This is a genomic window from Phyllobacterium sp. A18/5-2 (assembly GCF_025452215.1).
GTDB classification, from domain to species: Bacteria; Pseudomonadota; Alphaproteobacteria; order Rhizobiales; family Rhizobiaceae; genus Phyllobacterium; species Phyllobacterium sophorae.
On sequence record NZ_CP104966.1, the window covers coordinates 3,648,354 to 3,665,954 of the forward strand.

General features: G+C 58.0%; 24 protein-coding genes. 15 read left to right on the forward strand and 9 right to left on the reverse strand.

The genetic code is table 11. From position 1 onward, the window contains the following. Window positions 1-188: 188 nt before the first annotated feature. The 3 genes from N8E89_RS18190 to N8E89_RS18200 form a co-directional block, all read right to left on the reverse strand. Window positions 189-1,079, reverse strand: coding sequence for a VOC family protein (locus N8E89_RS18190; protein ID WP_410010323.1), 891 nt, complete (start codon window positions 1,077-1,079; stop codon window positions 189-191). A 146-nt stretch (window positions 1,080-1,225) separates the two neighbouring features. Continuing rightward, window positions 1,226-2,209: an NAD-dependent epimerase/dehydratase family protein gene (locus tag N8E89_RS18195; RefSeq protein ID WP_262260688.1), complete on the reverse strand. Its 984-nt coding sequence runs from the start codon at window positions 2,207-2,209 to the stop codon at window positions 1,226-1,228. A 101-nt stretch (window positions 2,210-2,310) separates the two neighbouring features. Then, window positions 2,311-2,955 carry a TetR/AcrR family transcriptional regulator gene (locus N8E89_RS18200; protein ID WP_106663004.1) on the reverse strand — a complete coding sequence of 215 codons (645 nt, stop codon included), beginning with the start codon at window positions 2,953-2,955 and terminating at the stop codon, window positions 2,311-2,313. Between the two features lie 93 nt (window positions 2,956-3,048). Between N8E89_RS18200 and N8E89_RS18205 the strand changes: the two genes are divergently transcribed. Both N8E89_RS18205 and N8E89_RS18210 read left to right on the forward strand, forming a co-directional pair. Continuing rightward, window positions 3,049-3,666 (forward strand): NAD(P)H-dependent oxidoreductase, encoded by a 618-nt coding sequence (locus N8E89_RS18205; RefSeq protein WP_262260689.1) that lies wholly within the window; start codon window positions 3,049-3,051, stop codon window positions 3,664-3,666. 61 nt (window positions 3,667-3,727) lie between these two features. Beyond that, a complete protein-coding gene (locus N8E89_RS18210) occupies window positions 3,728-4,276 on the forward strand; it encodes an RBBP9/YdeN family alpha/beta hydrolase (protein ID WP_262260690.1) in 549 nt (182 codons plus the stop codon). Window positions 4,277-4,305: 29 nt separating this feature from the next. Here N8E89_RS18210 and N8E89_RS18215 read toward each other — a convergent pair whose 3' ends face one another. The 3 genes from N8E89_RS18215 to N8E89_RS18225 form a co-directional block, all read right to left on the reverse strand. Beyond that, window positions 4,306-5,070, reverse strand: a complete 765-nt coding sequence (locus N8E89_RS18215) for an HpcH/HpaI aldolase family protein (RefSeq protein WP_262260691.1) — start codon at window positions 5,068-5,070, stop codon at window positions 4,306-4,308. 245 nt (window positions 5,071-5,315) lie between these two features. Beyond that, complete coding sequence (locus N8E89_RS18220) at window positions 5,316-6,176, reverse strand: calcium-binding protein (protein ID WP_262260692.1); 861 nt, start codon at window positions 6,174-6,176, stop codon at window positions 5,316-5,318. Between the two features lie 274 nt (window positions 6,177-6,450). Next, window positions 6,451-6,768, reverse strand: a complete 318-nt coding sequence (locus N8E89_RS18225; RefSeq protein WP_106663000.1) for a DUF1476 domain-containing protein — start codon at window positions 6,766-6,768, stop codon at window positions 6,451-6,453. A 328-nt stretch (window positions 6,769-7,096) separates the two neighbouring features. On the opposite strand from N8E89_RS18225, the gene purC reads away from it, so the two are divergent. From purC to N8E89_RS18270, 9 genes are all read left to right on the forward strand, one after another. Then, on the forward strand, window positions 7,097-7,861 hold the full coding sequence (gene purC, locus N8E89_RS18230) for a phosphoribosylaminoimidazolesuccinocarboxamide synthase (protein WP_099998663.1): 765 nt from the start codon (window positions 7,097-7,099) through the stop codon (window positions 7,859-7,861). 19 nt (window positions 7,862-7,880) lie between these two features. After that, window positions 7,881-8,120 (forward strand): phosphoribosylformylglycinamidine synthase subunit PurS, encoded by a 240-nt coding sequence (gene purS / locus N8E89_RS18235; RefSeq protein ID WP_106662999.1) that lies wholly within the window; start codon window positions 7,881-7,883, stop codon window positions 8,118-8,120. Window positions 8,121-8,141: 21 nt separating this feature from the next. Next, entirely contained in the window at window positions 8,142-8,348 is a 207-nt protein-coding gene (locus N8E89_RS18240) for a hypothetical protein (RefSeq protein ID WP_099998661.1), read from the forward strand. Next, window positions 8,341-8,598 carry a hypothetical protein gene (locus N8E89_RS18245; protein ID WP_262260697.1) on the forward strand — a complete coding sequence of 86 codons (258 nt, stop codon included), beginning with the start codon at window positions 8,341-8,343 and terminating at the stop codon, window positions 8,596-8,598. Before N8E89_RS18240 ends, N8E89_RS18245 begins: the two co-directional genes overlap by 8 nt. After that, window positions 8,595-9,263, forward strand: a complete 669-nt coding sequence (purQ, locus tag N8E89_RS18250; RefSeq protein ID WP_106662998.1) for a phosphoribosylformylglycinamidine synthase subunit PurQ — start codon at window positions 8,595-8,597, stop codon at window positions 9,261-9,263. Before N8E89_RS18245 ends, purQ begins: the two co-directional genes overlap by 4 nt. 62 nt (window positions 9,264-9,325) lie before the next feature. Beyond that, entirely contained in the window at window positions 9,326-9,556 is a 231-nt protein-coding gene (locus N8E89_RS18255) for an AbrB/MazE/SpoVT family DNA-binding domain-containing protein (RefSeq protein ID WP_106662997.1), read from the forward strand. After that, window positions 9,534-9,950, forward strand: a complete 417-nt coding sequence (locus N8E89_RS18260; protein WP_245448624.1) for a PIN domain-containing protein — start codon at window positions 9,534-9,536, stop codon at window positions 9,948-9,950. The genes N8E89_RS18255 and N8E89_RS18260 overlap by 23 nt, the downstream gene beginning before the upstream one ends. Before the next feature lie 80 nt (window positions 9,951-10,030). After that, on the forward strand, window positions 10,031-10,690 hold the full coding sequence (locus N8E89_RS18265; RefSeq protein ID WP_262260699.1) for a glutathione S-transferase family protein: 660 nt from the start codon (window positions 10,031-10,033) through the stop codon (window positions 10,688-10,690). Window positions 10,691-10,762: 72 nt separating this feature from the next. Further along, on the forward strand, window positions 10,763-11,179 hold the full coding sequence (locus tag N8E89_RS18270) for a hypothetical protein (RefSeq protein WP_113171422.1): 417 nt from the start codon (window positions 10,763-10,765) through the stop codon (window positions 11,177-11,179). A gap of 48 nt (window positions 11,180-11,227) precedes the next feature. Here N8E89_RS18270 and N8E89_RS18275 read toward each other — a convergent pair whose 3' ends face one another. Further along, window positions 11,228-11,461, reverse strand: a complete 234-nt coding sequence (locus N8E89_RS18275; RefSeq protein ID WP_106662993.1) for a DUF1127 domain-containing protein — start codon at window positions 11,459-11,461, stop codon at window positions 11,228-11,230. A gap of 91 nt (window positions 11,462-11,552) precedes the next feature. Here N8E89_RS18275 and N8E89_RS18280 point away from each other — a divergent pair, with 91 nt between their 5' ends. Then, window positions 11,553-12,965 carry an aminotransferase-like domain-containing protein gene (locus N8E89_RS18280; RefSeq protein ID WP_262260700.1) on the forward strand — a complete coding sequence of 471 codons (1,413 nt, stop codon included), beginning with the start codon at window positions 11,553-11,555 and terminating at the stop codon, window positions 12,963-12,965. 217 nt (window positions 12,966-13,182) lie between these two features. Here N8E89_RS18280 and N8E89_RS18285 read toward each other — a convergent pair whose 3' ends face one another. Both N8E89_RS18285 and N8E89_RS18290 read right to left on the reverse strand, forming a co-directional pair. Next, a complete protein-coding gene (locus N8E89_RS18285; protein WP_106662991.1) occupies window positions 13,183-13,509 on the reverse strand; it encodes a DUF1330 domain-containing protein in 327 nt (108 codons plus the stop codon). Between the two features lie 115 nt (window positions 13,510-13,624). Beyond that, window positions 13,625-14,392 carry an SDR family NAD(P)-dependent oxidoreductase gene (locus N8E89_RS18290; protein WP_112759759.1) on the reverse strand — a complete coding sequence of 256 codons (768 nt, stop codon included), beginning with the start codon at window positions 14,390-14,392 and terminating at the stop codon, window positions 13,625-13,627. 204 nt (window positions 14,393-14,596) lie between these two features. Between N8E89_RS18290 and purL the strand changes: the two genes are divergently transcribed. The 3 genes from purL (at window position 14,597) to grxD (ending at window position 17,540) form a co-directional block, all read left to right on the forward strand. Continuing rightward, entirely contained in the window at window positions 14,597-16,828 is a 2,232-nt protein-coding gene (gene purL / locus N8E89_RS18295) for a phosphoribosylformylglycinamidine synthase subunit PurL (protein WP_262260701.1), read from the forward strand. A gap of 12 nt (window positions 16,829-16,840) precedes the next feature. Then, a complete protein-coding gene (locus N8E89_RS18300; protein WP_099998651.1) occupies window positions 16,841-17,074 on the forward strand; it encodes a BolA/IbaG family iron-sulfur metabolism protein in 234 nt (77 codons plus the stop codon). Between the two features lie 133 nt (window positions 17,075-17,207). Further along, the gene (grxD, locus tag N8E89_RS18305; protein WP_106663319.1) at window positions 17,208-17,540 is read left to right on the forward strand and encodes a Grx4 family monothiol glutaredoxin; all 333 of its coding nucleotides are present in this window, start codon (window positions 17,208-17,210) and stop codon (window positions 17,538-17,540) included. The last annotated feature ends 61 nt before the right edge of the window (window positions 17,541-17,601 follow it).

A 17,601-nucleotide genomic window follows, 5' to 3' on the forward strand; every position in this document is an offset into this window, starting at 1 on the left:
TCCACCATTTTGGCGGCGTCCAGTCATTGAAAAATGGTGAGGCAGCTTACCACTGAGAAATCGTCCGGCTGGATTCCGTTGGAGCACGACGCGATCACATGGCGCTGCTCAGCCGTGGGTCCTCGGGTCAAGCCCGAGGATGACGGAGAGGTGGCAATTCAGGATGAAGGAGGTCGCGTAAGCGCCAACTAACCCTTTGCAGGCACGATCCTGATGACATTGCCCCAGGGATCGACGATCTCTCGCTCGTCTTTTGCATCGGCCGAGCTGAATTCGGCCCAGGCAAGACCCGAGCGGTCATTGTCGCGGCGGCCGGCGCCCAGGCTCTGCCAGGAGTTGGCGGCGACGTGGTGGTGATAGCCGCCGGTCGACATGAATACGGCGCTGCCGCCATACCCTGCAACTGTCTGCAACCCGAGTTCGTTTTGCCACCAGGCCTCCGCTTCCTTGGCGCTGCCGACGCGCAGGTGCAAATGGCCGACCATCGTGCCGTCTGGCGCGGAGGCCCAAGGGATGTCGCTGCCGGGCTCGCCAAGCAGATTGCCGACATCGAGCGCCTCGGTGGCCATCTCCACCGACGATCCGTTCCATTTCCAGCTCTCGTGCGGACGATCGGCATAAATCTCGATACCGTTGCCCTCGGGATCGGTCAGATAGATCGCCTCGCTGACCAAATGATCCGAGGCGCCGACAATGGGGGTGCGCCTGTCGATTGCCCGTTTGGCCCAGCGGGCAAGATCGGCGCGGGCCGGCAACAGGAAGGCGGTATGATAAAGGCCGGCACTGTGCGGATCGTCGGCGCGGACAGCCGGGGCCTGCTCGATATCGAGCAGCGGTGTCTCGCCCGCCCCGAGGATGACCGACTGCCCCTTGCGCGAAATCTCCCGCAGACCAACGACGTCCTGGTAATATTTCGACAGCGCATCGGCGTCCTTGGCCTTGATGCCAACCTTCGACACATGGGTCGGCGCTGTCGCTGCAAAGGAAATCTTGTCCATCTTTGTCTCCGCGCGGGCATTTCCCGCCATCGCCACAAGGGCCGCCGCACCACCAACCACATCCCGGCGTGTGAGCTTCATGCGCATCCCTTCGTAACATATCCGTTTCGTTGCTGATAAAGTCGGATTTATCCACGCCCGAAACAAGCCATGTGCCAGCGAACAGCTTGTTCACAAACAGTGAACACATAGCGCTAGATTGTTTACCGGATTGTTGAACCCAAGGCCTATTCCACCGGATAAGGCCCTTCCGAAAAGCTCTCGGCGTGATAGCCTTTCGATCCGATCAGTTGGGCCAGCGGACTGCGCATATCTTTGCCCGCCGCCAGCCGCTCGATCAGAAACCGGAAATCATAACGCGGCTGCCAGCCGAGCTCGATCCGCGCCCGCTCGTTGACATAGACGCGGTCAATGCTCTCGAGCATCCTCCAGCCGCGCCGCTCGAACTCCTGCTCATATTCGGGAACATGCCGTTGCACGGCGCGCGGAGCATCGTGCCGCAAATCAGGCAAATCGTCCGGCGTGAAGGGCGTTGTCGCGCTGATGATATAGCGCCGAAAACCAAGTTCAGGCGCTTTTTCGGCCGCCAGCAAATGTGCACTGACGATATCTTCGATGTCGGCGCGCCGGTAGAGAAATTCATTCAACTTGATATTTTCGTCGGCAAAGCCATCGCGGACACTCCTGTTGTCGTCCTCTTCAGGAAAGAAACGAGATGTCCGCAGCACCATCGTCGCGAGCCCCTGGTTCCGGTTGAACAACTGGCACAGATCTTCGGCGGCAGCTTTGGTGACGCCGTAGATATTCTTCGGTATCGGCCGGACATCCTCGGTGATCCACGCCGCCGGTTCGTCATCCGGCGGGATCAGCGCATCGCCGAAGACGCTCGTCGTACTGGTATAAATGAAGGATCGAACCTCCGCCGCCGCAGCCGTTTCCAGAAGATTGAGCGTACCGGTAATATTGGTATCGATGAATTCCTGCCGCGCGTGGGTGGCGACATGCGGCTTGTGCAGCGTCGCCGCATGAAACACGGCCGTCACGCCCGCCATGCAGTTCTTGACGAAAGGCCGGTCCACGACCGAGCCGGTATGCGTCGTGTATGGACCTTCGGCAATATCGAGCCCGACAACTTCCTTTCCCCGCTCCTGCAAGACGCGAACCAGCGCCTCGCCCAAATGACCAGAACTGCCCGTGACCAATATCGTCATGCCTGTCTCCGCAAATGGAATCGGCGCGATGCTAGCACTCACTGGGGCAAGGGTGAAGGCCGTTAGGCAGCATCTCCATCGACCGTACGGCGGACCTTTGTCTATCGGATGTTTGGCCGAGTGCTGCCGCTTGTGCTTCTGGCGACCATCGCGACGATGGTTTCGAAGAGTTCATCCTGGGCCTCCGACGCCGTGATTTCTCCGGTCGCTGCGGCATAGGACAGGGCCTCGGCCGCTCCAAGCATCGCCCAAAGAGCAGCCGAAGCGATATCGCCTGCTCCCGCGAACGGCGTGAGGACAATGCGGCACTTCTCGATGAATGCCGCTTCGTATGCGCGCTTGATCTTTTCGAGTTCCGGTGAACCGGCGAGTGCCGCGCTCACGCCGGGTATCTCGCGGCCCTGGCTAAGCACGCAGTCCACGTAAGAAGACGCAATGACAGCAGCCCTCTGCGCCAGCACCGGTTCGCTTGCCTGAAGCGCTGAGTCCATCAGCGCTGTCTGACGGGCGTCGTATTCCTGGTAGAGCGCAGCGAGCAGCCCTGGCCGCGTTCCGAAATGGTCGTATACGACGGGTTTTGCAACGCCTGCTTGCCCGGCGACCCGACCGAGCGTCAAGGCTTCCGTTCCCTCCTCACGAACCAGCCGCCATGCCACATCCAGAAGCTGGCGGTGCCGATCATCCCTCGACAAGCGGCGGCGCAGCGGCGAACCGGAAAGCATTTCTCTCGTTTCAGCGCTTGACATGCTTATATACCAAAAGTAACTTACCTAATGTAGCCTACTAAAAGTATACAGCCTAAGGCCTTCGTCCGCAATCAGTCAGCAGGAGTATTCAACATGCACGCGCTTATCGTTGTCGCGCATCCCGATCCCAAGTCGCTCAGTCATGCCATCGCCGCGCATGTTGCCGAGGGCATATCGCTGTCCGCCCCGGACAATACTTTCGAAATCGCAGACCTTGTGGCCGAAGCTTTCGATCCAAGGTTCACCGCGGCTGACCTTGCCGTCCATCGCCGATTGGCGCCGCCTCCGGCCGATGTTGCCGCCGAGCAGGCGAGGATCGATCGCGCCGATGCACTCGTACTCATCTTTCCCGTCTACTGGTGGTCGATGCCAGCGCTCCTCAAGGGATGGATCGATCGCGTTTTCGCCAATGGCTGGGCATTCGACTTCCGCCCGGATGCCAAGCTGGTCAAGAAGCTTCGTCACCTGCGGGTCCATCTCGTCGGCATTGGAGGCAGCGACGCGGGAGCCTATGCCCGTCATGGCTATGCCAGCGCCATGAAGACGCAGATCGACCACGGGATCTTCGACTATTGTGGTGCATGCGTCGCCACGTCAGAACTCCTGCTCGAATCGGAAACGCTGGATCCGGCTTTGCATTTGGACACTGCGCGCGCCACTGGCCGCGATCTCTTTGCAACCCCAAGATGCGACGTGACCGACGCAGCATGAGCTGTGGCCGGCATTCGCTTGCATATTGCGATCTCCCGCCATTTTTCCTAAATACGGGCGCATGAAGGTCAAAGACGCAGATATTCTCATTGTTCCCGGTTATACCAATTCCGGCCCCGATCACTGGCAGACGCGCTGGGAGTCGAAGCTATCGACAGCGCGCCGCGTCGAGCAGGCGGAATGGACGAAACCCGTGCGCGAGGATTGGGTGGCCGAGGTGGTCAAATCCATCAAGGCAGCGACGCGGCCCGTCGTCGTCGTTGCGCATTCGCTTGGCGTGCCGACTTTCATCCACGCTATTCCCGAGATCGGCGACAAGGTGAAGGGCGCTTTCCTGGTGACGCCGCCGGACGTTTCCAACCCGAAGATCCGGCCAAAGCACCTGATGACGTTCGGCCCCTACCCGCGCGAGCCATTCACCTTCCCGTCAATTGTCGTCGCCAGCCACAACGACCACTATTGCAGCTATGACGTGGCGGACGATCTCGCCGCATCCTGGGGCTCAATGATCGTCGATGCCGGCGACAGCGGCCATCTCAATTCTGAAAGCGGTCATGGCCCCTGGCCGGAAGGCTCGATGGTGTTTGCCCAGTTTCTGTCGCGGTTGTGACGTTTCGCCAGGGTCTGCCGGAAAGAAACTTACGCCTTTACTGCGTCCACCAGTGACTGCACGCCGAGGGTCAGATAGGCAGTATCGACGCTGAGCGGGATATAGCTATAGCCGAGCCCAACAAAGCGCTGTGCCAGAGCGGGCGCCGCAGCGTAGATGCCGCAAAGCTTGCCTGCGCCCTTCGCCTTGACTGCAATCCGTGTCAGCGGCTCGATGATGGCTTCGGAACCCGCGTCGACCTCGGCCCCGTTGCTCCAGGCTATGGAGAAGTCCGATGGGCCGACAAACACGCCATCAATGCCTTCGACCGCCAGAATATCGTCGAGCGATTCATAGGCGGCGCGGGTTTCGATCATGGCGAAAGACAGCGTCGCGTCGTTGACCTCGCGCAAATAACTGCCCGACCCGCCCGCGCCATAGCTGCCTGGACGGCCGCGCAGCTGCCCCCAGGAGCGTTCGCCCAGCGGCGGGTATTTCATCGCGGCGGCAAAGAGCCGTGCATCGTGCACGCTGTTGATCATCGGCGCAATAACCGCTTCGGCACCCATATCGAGCGCACGGCTCGCCATGTCGAACCGTCCGACCGGAACGCGCACCAGCGTATGCTTTTGGGCCGCCCGGATGATGCCAGTCAAAGCAACAATGCTCGCCGTATCATGCGCGCCATGCTGCATGTCGAGCAGCACCGCATCGAGCGATGTCCGGCACAGCGCTTCCATGACAAGCGGGTCGGTCAGGTTCGACCAGGCCGAATAGATGGTTTCCCCAGCCCTGAGGCGTGATGCAAGCGGCATGATTCTCAACCTCGTTACGACAAGCCATAATGCAAATGGCGAGCGACGCGGGTCAAGGGCCGAATGACAGGGCGGTGAAATCACCGCCCATGTAGTCTTTACTCAGTTATAATATGAACATCGCCGTGGTTGGAGGTCCCTCGGGCGATACAACGACGAATTGAAGTTCGATGCCTCCGCCAGAACCGCTCGAAGTATTGCCCCTGATCGAGTAAACACCAAGGGAGTCAACGGAATAACTGAGTTCATTTAGGCCCGGGTCGAGATTCTGCGCCAATGAATGTAAATGCCTGATTACCTACCTGCTCCCATGCAGCATCAATAAGGCTCAAATCTATCTTGTCTCCCTGCATAAAAGAAAAATCACCAACTGTATCGTCGAAGCCAAGCGCTGAAACAGCATCCCTAACACTCTGATATACGAAGGTATCCTTACCCGCTTCTCCAAGCATCTTGTCCCTGCCTAAGCCACCAATGAGGGTATCGTCGCCATCGCCGCCCCAGAGTCGATCGAAACCGTCCTTGCCGTTTAGCGTATCATTCCCTCCGAGCCCAAACAGATCATTGCCCTCGAGAATGGAAGGGGCGTTGGTCCCAGTGATGGTGTCAGCGGAAGCCGATCCCACGACGTTTTCGAAAGTGTTGGCGGCAACCAGATCCAGCGTGGCATCACCACCACTGGCTGCGGTGATATTGATACCATTCGGCGTCAGATCGATGGTTACGCCTGAGCGCGAATGTTCATAGCTGAGGGTGTCGTCGCGACCGGCACCGCCATTGAGAATATCGGCGCCACCAAGACCTTCAATGAGATCATTACCGTCACCGCCATTGATGGTGTTGACACCATTATTACCAAAGATCTGGTCGCTACCAGCGCCGCCATTGAAAAAATTCGCCACGCCGATGGGAGCAGTGCTCGCGTCGATCCGGTCATTGCCATCATCGCCGTTGACGGTAGCATTCACCACGCTGACAATTTTCATGTCATCGTGACCGGTCGTCCCCTGAACGACCGGAAGCAATGGATTAACCGGAAATGTGACCCAAGGCCCGTTATAAATATCGAGTTCATTCAGGATTGAAGCTGCAAGTTGTGTGGCCATCGTCCGGCCCTCCTCAAAGGGTTGCGCGGCCGGTATCCTCCCAGGGCCTGTCACCCCGCAACTACAGATACATCATACGCCTTATCTTTGCCTGTCGTAGTAACTTTTAATTACATCCAGATCATGCGTGAGTAATCTAAAATGGTTATTATTGTTTGATGATCAATATTATTTCATAATCAAATAGTTACGTATAAGCGTGAGGATTTCTGTAATTTCAGCAAGCAAAAAGCCCGGCGCGATGGCCGGGCTTTCGATGGAAATCTTCGAAGAATCAGGACTTTTCAATCTGGCGAATGGCCTCGATCATAAGTTCTTCCATGGTGCGGCGAATGCGATGGTCGGATTTGTCGATGCCGGCCGCATCGAAATCGGCGCGGATCTTGCGGAAGACATCATCGTCGCCAGCTTCCTGGAAATCCGCCTTGATGACTTCTTTCGCATAGGCTTCGGCCTCTTCGCCGGTCTTGCCGAGCTTTTCCGCCGCCCAAAGGCCGAGAAGCTTGTTCCGCCGTGCTTCCGCCCTGAAACGCACTTCTGCGTCGTGCGCATACTTGTTTTCAAAGGCGTTCTTGCGATCTTCCATTGTCATCCTCTCTTGCTCCCGCAAAATGATCGGTTACTTCCACGCTAGTCTACATTGGGAGGTTGGGCGTTTTTCAGGCAAATCCCCAATGTTTGTCGCTCTTCATTTTCATATAACCGTTCTCCAGAAAATCGAAAGGCTCAAATTATACACCTTGAGGGGTATGAGGTCACATTGTCGTTGGAGCTCCATAGTCCCATATATCCCATAATTCGGGGGACCTCCATAAAGGATCATTGTAGAATGCTTGCATTTAAGATAGTTAGCGCGCCAACATGACGGCACTGCATCATACCCGGGGCCGACCGATAACTCCAATACCAGAGAATCCGCAATGAACCGTCGCCGCCGTGTCTACGAAGGCAAAGCCAAAATCCTTTACGAAGGACCAGAACCAGGCACACTCGTCCAGCACTTCAAAGACGATACCACCGTGCTACACCCGAAGAAGACCGAAGTCATCGACGGCAAGGGCGTCCTGAACAACCGCATTTCCGAATATATCTTCAGCCAGCTCAACCGCATGGGGATTCCGACGCACTTTATCCGCCGCCTCAACATGCGCGAGCAGCTGATCAAGGAAGTCGAGATCATCCCGCTGCAGGTGGTGGTGCGCAATATCGCCGCCGGCTCGCTGGCAAAGCGCCTCGGCATCGAGGAAGGCACGGTATTGCCGCGGTCGATCATCGAGTTCTACTACAAGAATGACGAGCTTGACGACCCGATGGTATCGGAAGAGCACATCACTGCGTTCGGCTGGGCCGCCCCGCAGGAAATCGACGACATCATGGCGCTTGCCATCCGCGTCAATGATTTCCTGAGCGGCCTGTTTCTTGGCGTCGGCATACAGCTCGTCGATTTCAAGATCGAATGCGGCCGCCTCTACGAGGGCGACCTGATGCGTATCGTTCTTGCCGACGAGTTCTCGCCGGATTCCGCCCGCCTCTGGGACAGCCAGACCGCCGAGAAGATGGACAAGGACCGGTTCCGCCGCGATATGGGCGGTCTCATCGAGGCCTATCAGGAAGTCGCGCGCCGTCTCGGCATCATGAATGAAAACGAACCGACGCGCCCGGCCGGGCCCGTCTTGGTCAAATAGCACTGGAGAAGACAAGTCGATGAAGGCACGTGTCACTGTAACCTTGAAGAATGGCGTTCTTGACCCGCAGGGCAAGGCAATTGTCGGCGCGCTGGGCAGTCTCGGTTTCGATGGCGTCGGCTCCGTGCGCCAGGGCAAGGTTTTCGATGTCGAACTCGACACGACGGACCGTTCCAAGGCCGAGGCGAACCTCAAGGCGATGTGCGAAAAGCTCCTCGCAAATACGGTGATCGAGGATTATAGTTTCGCTATTGATTGATGACTTTTCAAGGATCTCGCCATGGGCACTATCACCAACGAAATGATCTACGAAGAGATCCTTGAACTTGATAAACGCCTGCAAGAAACCCTGGAAGACCTGCAGGAACTTGTGTCCTTCATGCGGGAGACCAATAAAGAACTTGCTGCAGGGCAAGCCAAAAACGATGCTTTAAAGAAGAGACTGTTTGGAGATCGCTTCGAAAGCATTGAGGCGAACCATGTCTGAGGCGACACAGGAATTTATTCAAGAACTTCTGCGCCGCTTTCATCATCGCGTCGACAAGGCCGATTCAGGGATTCGGGATTTACGAAATGAAACCGGTGCCCTGCGTCTGTTGATTCAAGCTTGCCAGAGCGACATCAATAACATCTACACAATGATGCATCAGCACGACGATCGCCTCGACCGTATCGAAAACCGTCTCGAATTTCGGGAACTCGCAGAAGCACAAGCAAGGTTTGAACCACACCCATGAAATCAGCAGTTGTCCTCCTTCCCGGCCTCAACCGCGACCGCGACATGATTGCGGCGCTGACGAAGATTTCCGGCGTTGCGCCGCACACGGTCTGGCAGACCGACACGGAAATCCCCGATGTCGATCTGATTGTCATTCCCGGCGGCTTTTCCTACGGCGACTATCTGCGCTGCGGCGCGATTGCCGCACGCATGCCGGTCATGCAGGCGATCCGCGAGAAAGCCGGCAAGGGCGTCATGGTGATGGGCGTTTGCAACGGCTTCCAGATCCTGGTGGAAGCAGGCTTGCTGCCTGGCGCATTGATGCGCAATGCTTCGCTGAAATTCGTCTGCCGCGAAGTTAAGCTCGAAGTGACGAACGCCAATACCGCGTTCACCCGTGGTTATTCGCATGGCCAGATCATCCGCAGCCCTGTCGCCCATCATGACGGCAATTACTTTGCCGATGAAGAGACATTGGCGCGCGTCGAGGGCAATGGCCAAGTGGTTTTCCGCTATGCGGAAGGCACCAATCCGAATGGCTCGATCAATGATATCGCCGGTGTCATCAACGAGAACGGCAATGTTCTCGGCCTGATGCCGCATCCGGAAAACCTGATCGAAGCGGCTCACGGCGGAACCGACGGCCGTGCGCTGTTTGCAGGCATTCTCGGGGTTGCCGCCTGAGTTATTGACTGAATAGCCTTTAGGATATACATTGTTCTGTGTATATCCTAAAGGAGCTCATCATGCGTGTCGCCAAATGGGGTAATAGCCTCGCCATCCGATTGCCTGCAACGGTTGTGGACGCATTGGGCCTGGTGGAAGGCACCGAGATTGAAATCCGCGTGGCGGACGAGCGCACCTTCGATATCGCACATGATCGCAGCCGCGAGCGTGCGCTAGAACGTATTCGCGCTTTCGGAAAGAAACTACCCAGCGACTGGAAATTCGATCGTGACGAAGCCAATGCCAGGTGAGTTTCTGGATACCAATGTCCTGATTTATGCTTTTGCAGAGGATCCACGCAGCCATAGGGCGCAGGAACTCCTTGCCCAAGGTTGCACGATCGGGGTGCAGATCCTGAACGAGTTTACCAATGTTGCTCGCCGCAAACTCAACATGAACTGGGGCGAAATTGGTGATGCGCTTTCGTCGATCCGTATTCTCTGCCCGATCGTGGTGCCCATGGACCTTGATGTCCATGATGAAGCGATTGTCATTGCTGAACGGTACGGCTTCCAAATTTTTGACGCACTCATAATTGCCTCCGCCAAACTCAGCGGATGCGATGTTCTCTGGTCCGAGGACATGCAAGATGGCATGATCATCGATAGCCAGCTTCACATCATCAATCCCTTCCGTCTTCCTTGATCTCTGCGGGCATTCCTATACGCTTGGTCGAAGCAGTGTTTGCATAAGCCAGAAAAACGGCTCAAACGGAGGAACGCTCAATGAAACTCTACTCGCGGCCGCTATCCCCCTACTCCTCCATCGTCCGCTGCATCGCTTATTACAAGCAAGCGCCAATCAAGATCGTCGCGCCGCCACAAGGCTTTCCGATCCCGGAAGAGTTCCGCGCCATCTCCCCCTTCAACCGCATTCCCGTTCTGATCACCGGTTCTGGCCTCACCATCGTCGAGGCACCGGTGATTGCCGAATACCTGGAAGAACATTTTCCCGAACCTTCGCTGCTGCCGGCCGATTCCCGCGATCGCGCCATCGTGCGCATGACGGCGCGCGCTGCCGAACTCGAAGTCCTTGCACCGATGATGGAGCTGTTCGAGCTTATCTATCTCAAGTCGAAGGATGAGACGCGGATTTCCAAGCTGTTCAAGCAGATGGAAACCGGCTTGACGGAAACCGAAAAACGTCTCGGCCATGGCCCTTACGCACTGGGCGAGCAGATGACCCTTGCCGATGCCTGGCTGACGCCAACACGCTTCATCTTCAACAATTTCCGCAAGATATCGGGCCGCGAAAACCTTCTCGATCCCTATCCGAAATTTGATGCCTATCAGCAACTTATTGTTCAGGATCCGGTGCTATCGCTGGTCTGGTACGAGATGACGGATGGCCTCAAAGTGTTCCAGGGTGAACTCGAGTCTGCCTGATCGCCCCTAATTCAAAATGCTGCTGCGTCCTTGGTGCGCCAAGGACGCACGGCGCAGCAGTGGAGACAATGCATGAAAACGCCGATAATCGGTATCGCCGTAATGATCGCGCTTGCGGCGGTTGCCGGATGCCAGTCCAAGGCCAAGCCAGGACCAGGCAGCCTGGCGTTCAACTCGGAGAAGGCCGCGCTGCCAACGATGGAACGTGTGGCGCTCGCGGCAAATAGCTGCTGGTTCAAATCGGGAGATTCAAGCTTCAAGCCCTATCGGCTGGCACCGGAACTTGATTCCTATTCGGGAAGGCCGCGCATCCTGGTGGTGCCTGCGAGCAATCCGGGCGGACGTCCGCTCCTTGTTGTCCATGCGGAAGGCAACCCCGCCAAGGTCGAGGTATTCGGCCCGCTCATGATGCATTCGTCCGGCAATCGCATTGCTTCCGACGTCCGCCGTTGGGCCGGCGGGCAGCCCTCCTGTTCGGCAAACAGCTAGATCACGGGCAACAGGTCATTCTGCTCAGGCAGCACCTGAGCAGAATTCTTAATCCCAGAAGGGCCGCCCGAACTCGCGCCGGGCATCGGCAGGCGCGATGCCGACATCTTTCAGCAGCTCATCGCTGAGCTCGCTGAGATGGAGCCGCGTCCGGCGCTTGACCATTGCATTGCCATACCAGGCAGAAAGAGCCGAGATTGTGCGTACCAATCCGCGGTTGCCGGTCGATGCTTTGTGGATTTCCGAGCCACCGCGCCTTCTAATTGTATCTATTGTACTCATTGTCTTGTCCTTGGGAGGTCCAATTGTCTCTTATATGTGCAATTATTGTATGAATTGACTCAATTGGAATCGCAATGTAATAATTGTCACCATGACAAATTGGCTTCCTGATCTTGAACAAGGCAAAGGCCCGCTGTATTTGCGGCTGGCTGAACGAATTGAATCCGACATCGCCGAGGGTATTCTGGCGCCGGGCACAAAATTGCCGCCGCAGCGCAATCTGGCCTTTGATATCGGCGTGACCATCGGCACGGTGGGGCGCGCCTACAATCTCATCCGCGAACGCGGGCTTGTCAGCGGCGAGGTCGGGCGCGGGACCTATGTGACGGATCACAAGGAAACATCGCTGGTACCGCCACAGAATACCGAACCGTTTGGCGGCACACGCGGACCGGTTGCCGTGCCCGGCAAGATCCGCATGGACAGCACGGCAGCAATCGAGGTTGGACAAGCCGACGCGATGGAACGCCTGCTGGCACAGATCACCAAGCAATACCCAAGCGAGATTTCCAGCTATTCCCGCACCCTCCCCGCGTCCTGGCAGGAAGCGGGAAGCAAATGGCTATCTGCCGCAGGGTGGGTGCCGGAGCCAGCCTCGATCGTGCCGACGCTGGGTGCGCATTCAGCAATTCTTGCGGTGATCGCGGCAATTACCGTTCCCGGCGACAGGATTGCCTTCGAAGACCTGACCTATTGTTCGGCGGCGCGCAGCGTCAACCTCATGGGCCGCCGCAGCATCATCATGCAGACGCAGAACGGCAGTCTGACACCCGATGATTTCGAGCGGCATTGCGCCCAGCAGCACCCGAAGCTCGTGTTTCTGATGCCTTCGCTGCACAATCCAACCGCCACCACCATGCCGGAAGAGGATCGCCATGCCATTGTCGAGATAGCCCGGCGCTACAATGTCTGGATCATCGAGGACGAGATCTACGGATCGCTCACGCGGCACGATCACGTGAAGATCGCCGATCTGGCGCCGGAACGCACGTTCCACATTGGCGGCCTGTCAAAATCCGTCGCCGCGGGCGTTCGCGGCGGCTGGGTCGCCTGCCCGCCTCACCTTGCCGCACGTGTGCTCACTGCCCACAAGATGGTCAGCGGAGGCATGCCGTTCCTCATGGCCGAGCTTGGCGCGCAGATCGTCAATTGCGGCGAGGCCGACGCCATCCGTGCCAAGGTGCAGACGGAAGTGACGGCGCGAGAGGCGATCGCCCGGTCAGCCTTCGCTGGCATGGATTTCATCTCTCAACCCCTTTCGCCGTTTCTGTGGATGAAGCTGCCAGACCCCTGGCTCTCCGGCACCTTCAAGAACGCCGCGCTGAATGAAGGCGTGCTGATCGACGACGAGGACGAATTCAAACCGGGCCGTACCGAGAAGGTATTCCACCGGGTAAGGCTGGGACTTACGGTGCCGAGGACGCGCGAAGAACTGCAACAGGGCTTCACCATCCTGCGCCGGCTCATGGAAACCGACAATGCGAGTTACGACAGTTATTCCTGACCGCAGCGTTTATCTCCCCCCTCGTGGGGGAGAATGCGATTTCAGCATCTTAGTTCTTGCTAAGTGCTAGAAATCGCAAGGGGATTTCAAATTGATGACCACAACAATCCCCTCACTTGGATTTTCCAAGGATTTAGCGAGAAGCTAAATCCAAGAAAACCCTTTCTCTCCCGCAAAGGGGAGAGATAATCGGCATCTGCCCTTGAGAATTACCTCCTCACCCCTTGCCGAGATACGGGATCGTTCCGGCAATATCCGTATCATCGATGAGCTGGAAGCGGCTGTCGCTGCCGTCCTGGCGAGCCTTGGCATATGCGGCGTATTCCGGGTCGTTGGCGAAAGCCTCGGCTGTTTCTGAGGTCGGGAACTGCAGAATGGCAATGAGGGTCGTATCCAGAGGATCGCCTTCCAGCACCTTTATATTGCCGCTGCGTGCCAGATATTTGCCGCCGTGCTTGTGCACGATCTCATGTACCATCGCAGCGTATTCCGGCACCCACTTGTCATCCGTTATCTTGACGTCTGCGATCAGGTAAACCGTCATTGTCCTAACTCCCTTTATATCAGGTCGTTTGACCTGTACTTCGGTGGCCCAATGACACTCTTGCATGAGACGCTCCGGCACTCCAGTTCAAGAACTGTATCGAACACGCTTCGCCTCAGATCGCCGTAAACCCATTGTCGACGAAGAGGTGCGTGCCGGTAATGAAGCTCGCCTCGTCGCTGGCAAGGAACAGGGCGGCCCGCGCCACTTCCTCCGGCTCGCCGATGCGCCCTTGTGCCGCGGTCATCGCCTCGTCCGAGACGTCGACGCCCCTCTTCTGCAGTTCATCCACTTCGCGCAGGCCATGCGGCGTCCGGATGAAGCCCGGGCAGACCGCGTTGCAGCGGATATTGCGGTCGCGAAATTCGACTGCAATGGCCCGCGCGAACATGTGGCAGGCGCCCTTGGTCGTATCGTAAAGCACTTCCATCGGCGTGGCCGCGACAGCTGAAATGGACGAGGTGCAGACGATCGACCCGCCACCGGCCTCAAGCATGTGGGGAATGACGGCGCGCGTCATCAGATACATCGAGCGCACATTGACCGCGTGCAGCCAATCCCATTCTTCCACCGTCGTTTCCAGGAACGGCTTGATCACAATCGTACCGGCATGATTGAAAAGCACTGTGACATTGCCGAACGCCTGAGCCGCACCGGCGACCGCCTTTTGCACCTGCGCTTCATCTGAGACATCGGCGACGAAATACGCAGCCTGCCCGCCGGCGGCGGCGATCTCCGATACCGTCGCCGCGGACGCCTGTTCATTGCGGTCGATAATCGCCACTTTTGCGCCCTCCGCTGCGAAGAGCCTGGATGCTGCCCCGCCCATTCCGGTCGCTCCGCCGGAAATGATCGCCACCTTGCCCGCCAGTCTTCCCGACATTTTGTTTCCCTTTCAAAAAACGGCATTTATTGCTTGTGCCGGAAGAAGTTACGCTTGGCCGTCAATGCGAACAAGCGCCACTGAGCCTCTCTGTTGATTCCAACCATTTTCCTGTCGCGCCGCAGCACTACATGGGTTAAAGAGAGGCCAAAAGCCGCCCCTCATGGTGAGCTAGTCGAACCGCGCACGGATATTCCAGGACCCATGACCATTTCCAACACCGTCAAGATCACACCGGAACTCGTTGCCTCGCATGGGCTGAAGCCGGATGAATATCAACGCATCCTCGACCTGATCGGGCGCGAGCCAAGCTTCACCGAGCTTGGAATCTTTTCCGCCATGTGGAACGAGCACTGCTCGTACAAATCCTCGAAGAAGTGGCTGCGGACGCTGCCGACCACCGGACCGCAGGTCATCCAGGGGCCCGGTGAAAATGCCGGCGTCGTCGATATCGGCGACGGCGATTGCGTGGTCTTCAAGATGGAGAGCCACAATCACCCGTCCTATATCGAGCCCTATCAGGGTGCGGCGACAGGCGTTGGCGGTATCCTGCGCGATGTGTTCACCATGGGCGCACGCCCGATTGCCGCGATGAATGCGCTGCGCTTTGGCGAACCCTCGCATCCAAAGACACGTCACCTCGTATCCGGTGTCGTCGAAGGCGTTGGCGGCTATGGCAATTCGTTCGGCGTGCCGACGGTTGGCGGTGAGGTCAATTTCGACGCCCGCTACAATGGCAATATTCTCGTCAATGCCTTTGCTGCAGGTCTCGCCAAGACCGACGCGATCTTCCTGTCGGAAGCCAAGGGCGTCGGCCTTCCCGTCGTCTATCTCGGCGCAAAGACCGGCCGTGACGGCGTCGGCGGCGCGACGATGGCATCGGCGGAATTCGACGAATTGATCGACGAAAAGCGCCCGACAGTGCAGGTAGGCGATCCCTTCACCGAAAAATGCCTGCTTGAAGCCTCGCTCGAACTCATGGCTTCCGGCGCTGTCATCGCCATTCAGGACATGGGCGCGGCCGGCCTCACCTGCTCGGCCGTCGAAATGGGCGCCAAGGGCAATCTCGGCATCGAGCTCAATCTCAATTCCGTTCCCGTGCGCGAAGAACGCATGACCGCCTATGAAATGATGCTGTCCGAAAGCCAGGAGCGCATGCTCATGGTGCTGCGCCCCGAAAAGGAAGAAGAAGCCGAAGGCATCTTCAGGAAGTGGGGCCTGGATTTCGCCATTGTCGGTCATACGACCGACGATCTGCGCTTCCGCGTGCTGCATGATGGCGAGGAAGTCGCCAATCTGCCGATCAAGGATCTCGGCGATCAGGCGCCGGAATATGACCGTCCGTGGATGGAGCCGGGCAAGCATGCGCCGCTCCCCGCCGCCAATGTTCCTGAAGTCGCAGACTACGGCGCGGCGCTGCTGCAGATGATCGGCTCACCCGATCTCTCCTCGCGCCGCTGGGTCTATGAACAATATGACACGCTGATCCAGGGCAATTCGCTGCAGCTTCCCGGCGGCGACGCCGGTGTCGTGCGTGTCGAAGGCCACCGGAGCAAGGCGCTCGCCTTTTCTTCCGACGTCACACCGCGCTATTGCGAAGCCGACCCCTATGAGGGCGGCAAGCAGGCGGTCGCCGAATGCTGGCGCAACCTCACCGCCGTCGGCGCGGAACCATTGGCCGCGACCGACAACCTCAACTTCGGCAATCCGGAACGGCCGGAAATCATGGGCCAGCTCGTCAAGGCTGTCGGCGGCATCGGCGACGCCTGCCGCGCATTGGCCTTCCCGATCGTATCGGGCAATGTCTCGCTCTACAACGAGACCAATGGCCAGGCGATCTTGCCGACGCCGACCATTGCCGGCGTGGGCCTCATCCCGGACTGGACAAAGACCGCCAGGATCGGCGGCATGCGCGATGGCGACGTGCTGGTCCTGCTTGGCGGCGATGGTACGCACCTCGGTCAGTCGATCTACCTGCGCGACCTGCATGGCCGCGCCGACGGTCCGGCTCCGGCCGTTGATCTTGTCGCAGAGAGGCGCAACGGCAATTTCGTGCGCTCCGCCATTCGCAACGAACAGGTAACGGCCTGCCACGATCTTTCCGACGGCGGCCTGGCGATCGCCCTCAGCGAGATGTGCATGTCTTCGGGCAAGGGCGCGAGCGTCGAAATCGGCGAGACCACCCCGCACGCCCTGCTCTTCGGCGAAGACCAGGCGCGCTATCTCGTCGCCGCCTCGCCGGAGATGGCCAATATCATCACGCTGAATGCTGAAGGTTGCGGCGTTCCCTTCCGCAAGCTCGGGACAGTTGGCGGCAGTGCATTGACGATTGGGCGTCTACTCTCCATATCTGTAGCAGACCTGACAAAAGCACACAGATCGTGGTTCCCTGACTATATGAGCGGTCAGGCGGACGATAATATACAGGCCGCCTGAGGAGAGAACGAGATGGCAATGGACGCGCGCGATATCGAAAAAATGATTCGGGACGCCATTCCGGATGCAAAGGTGACGATACGCGATCTCGCCGGTGATGGTGATCATTATGCCGCCGAAGTCGTCGCGGAGAGCTTTCGCGGCAAGTCGCGCGTGCAGCAGCACCAGATGGTCTACGATGCGCTGAAGGGCAATATGGGCGGGGTTCTGCATGCCCTCGCCCTGCAGACCAGCGCGCCGGAGTAACAGCCGCGCGCCATAGTTTGACTTGCGTTCGCGCGCCCATCGTGCTTTTTCTGGGCAAAGAGATGAGGTAAAATAGCCTCGAAAGCATTTTTTGGCCGCGATTCCTCCCCGCGCGGCCGCGAAAGGACCCGAAATGAGCGGTATCAACGAATTCATCGCCAATGAAGTCAAGAGCAACGACGTCGTTCTCTTCATGAAAGGCACCCCCGGTTTCCCGCAATGCGGTTTTTCCGGTCAGGTCGTGCAGATCCTCGATTACATCGGCGTCGACTACAAGGGCGTGAACGTCCTCTCCTCCAACGAACTGCGCCAGGGCATCAAGGACTACTCCAACTGGCCGACCATTCCTCAGCTTTATGTGAAGGGTGAATTTGTCGGCGGTTGCGACATTATCCGCGAAATGTTCCAGGCGGGCGAGTTGCAGACCCTCCTGAGCGAAAAGGGCGTCGCCACCAAGGCCGCCTGATTACGCAATAAGTTCAATTGGTTCCGGAGCATTCCGGAATCTCAATGTTAAAGGCGTCGGC

Coding starts and splice junctions, on each gene's coding strand:
- N8E89_RS18275 (WP_106662993.1), bottom strand. CDS start 11,461: ATGAGTACAATAGATACAATTAGAAGGCGCGGTGGCTCGGAAATCCAC.
- purQ (WP_106662998.1), top strand. CDS start 8,595: ATGAAATCAGCAGTTGTCCTCCTTCCCGGCCTCAACCGCGACCGCGAC.
- N8E89_RS18255 (WP_106662997.1), top strand. CDS start 9,326: ATGCGTGTCGCCAAATGGGGTAATAGCCTCGCCATCCGATTGCCTGCA.
- N8E89_RS18290 (WP_112759759.1), bottom strand. CDS start 14,392: ATGTCGGGAAGACTGGCGGGCAAGGTGGCGATCATTTCCGGCGGAGCG.
- N8E89_RS18265 (WP_262260699.1), top strand. CDS start 10,031: ATGAAACTCTACTCGCGGCCGCTATCCCCCTACTCCTCCATCGTCCGC.
- N8E89_RS18215 (WP_262260691.1), bottom strand. CDS start 5,070: ATGCCGCTTGCATCACGCCTCAGGGCTGGGGAAACCATCTATTCGGCC.
- N8E89_RS18285 (WP_106662991.1), bottom strand. CDS start 13,509: ATGACGGTTTACCTGATCGCAGACGTCAAGATAACGGATGACAAGTGG.
- N8E89_RS18195 (WP_262260688.1), bottom strand. CDS start 2,209: ATGACGATATTGGTCACGGGCAGTTCTGGTCATTTGGGCGAGGCGCTG.
- N8E89_RS18210 (WP_262260690.1), top strand. CDS start 3,728: ATGAAGGTCAAAGACGCAGATATTCTCATTGTTCCCGGTTATACCAAT.
- N8E89_RS18280 (WP_262260700.1), top strand. CDS start 11,553: ATGACAAATTGGCTTCCTGATCTTGAACAAGGCAAAGGCCCGCTGTAT.
- N8E89_RS18225 (WP_106663000.1), bottom strand. CDS start 6,768: ATGACAATGGAAGATCGCAAGAACGCCTTTGAAAACAAGTATGCGCAC.
- N8E89_RS18200 (WP_106663004.1), bottom strand. CDS start 2,955: ATGTCAAGCGCTGAAACGAGAGAAATGCTTTCCGGTTCGCCGCTGCGC.
- purS (WP_106662999.1), top strand. CDS start 7,881: ATGAAGGCACGTGTCACTGTAACCTTGAAGAATGGCGTTCTTGACCCG.
- purL (WP_262260701.1), top strand. CDS start 14,597: ATGACCATTTCCAACACCGTCAAGATCACACCGGAACTCGTTGCCTCG.
- N8E89_RS18300 (WP_099998651.1), top strand. CDS start 16,841: ATGGCAATGGACGCGCGCGATATCGAAAAAATGATTCGGGACGCCATT.
- N8E89_RS18245 (WP_262260697.1), top strand. CDS start 8,341: ATGTCTGAGGCGACACAGGAATTTATTCAAGAACTTCTGCGCCGCTTT.
- N8E89_RS18205 (WP_262260689.1), top strand. CDS start 3,049: ATGCACGCGCTTATCGTTGTCGCGCATCCCGATCCCAAGTCGCTCAGT.
- N8E89_RS18270 (WP_113171422.1), top strand. CDS start 10,763: ATGAAAACGCCGATAATCGGTATCGCCGTAATGATCGCGCTTGCGGCG.
- grxD (WP_106663319.1), top strand. CDS start 17,208: ATGAGCGGTATCAACGAATTCATCGCCAATGAAGTCAAGAGCAACGAC.
- N8E89_RS18240 (WP_099998661.1), top strand. CDS start 8,142: ATGGGCACTATCACCAACGAAATGATCTACGAAGAGATCCTTGAACTT.
- purC (WP_099998663.1), top strand. CDS start 7,097: ATGAACCGTCGCCGCCGTGTCTACGAAGGCAAAGCCAAAATCCTTTAC.
- N8E89_RS18220 (WP_262260692.1), bottom strand. CDS start 6,176: ATGGCCACACAACTTGCAGCTTCAATCCTGAATGAACTCGATATTTAT.
- N8E89_RS18190 (WP_410010323.1), bottom strand. CDS start 1,079: ATGAAGCTCACACGCCGGGATGTGGTTGGTGGTGCGGCGGCCCTTGTG.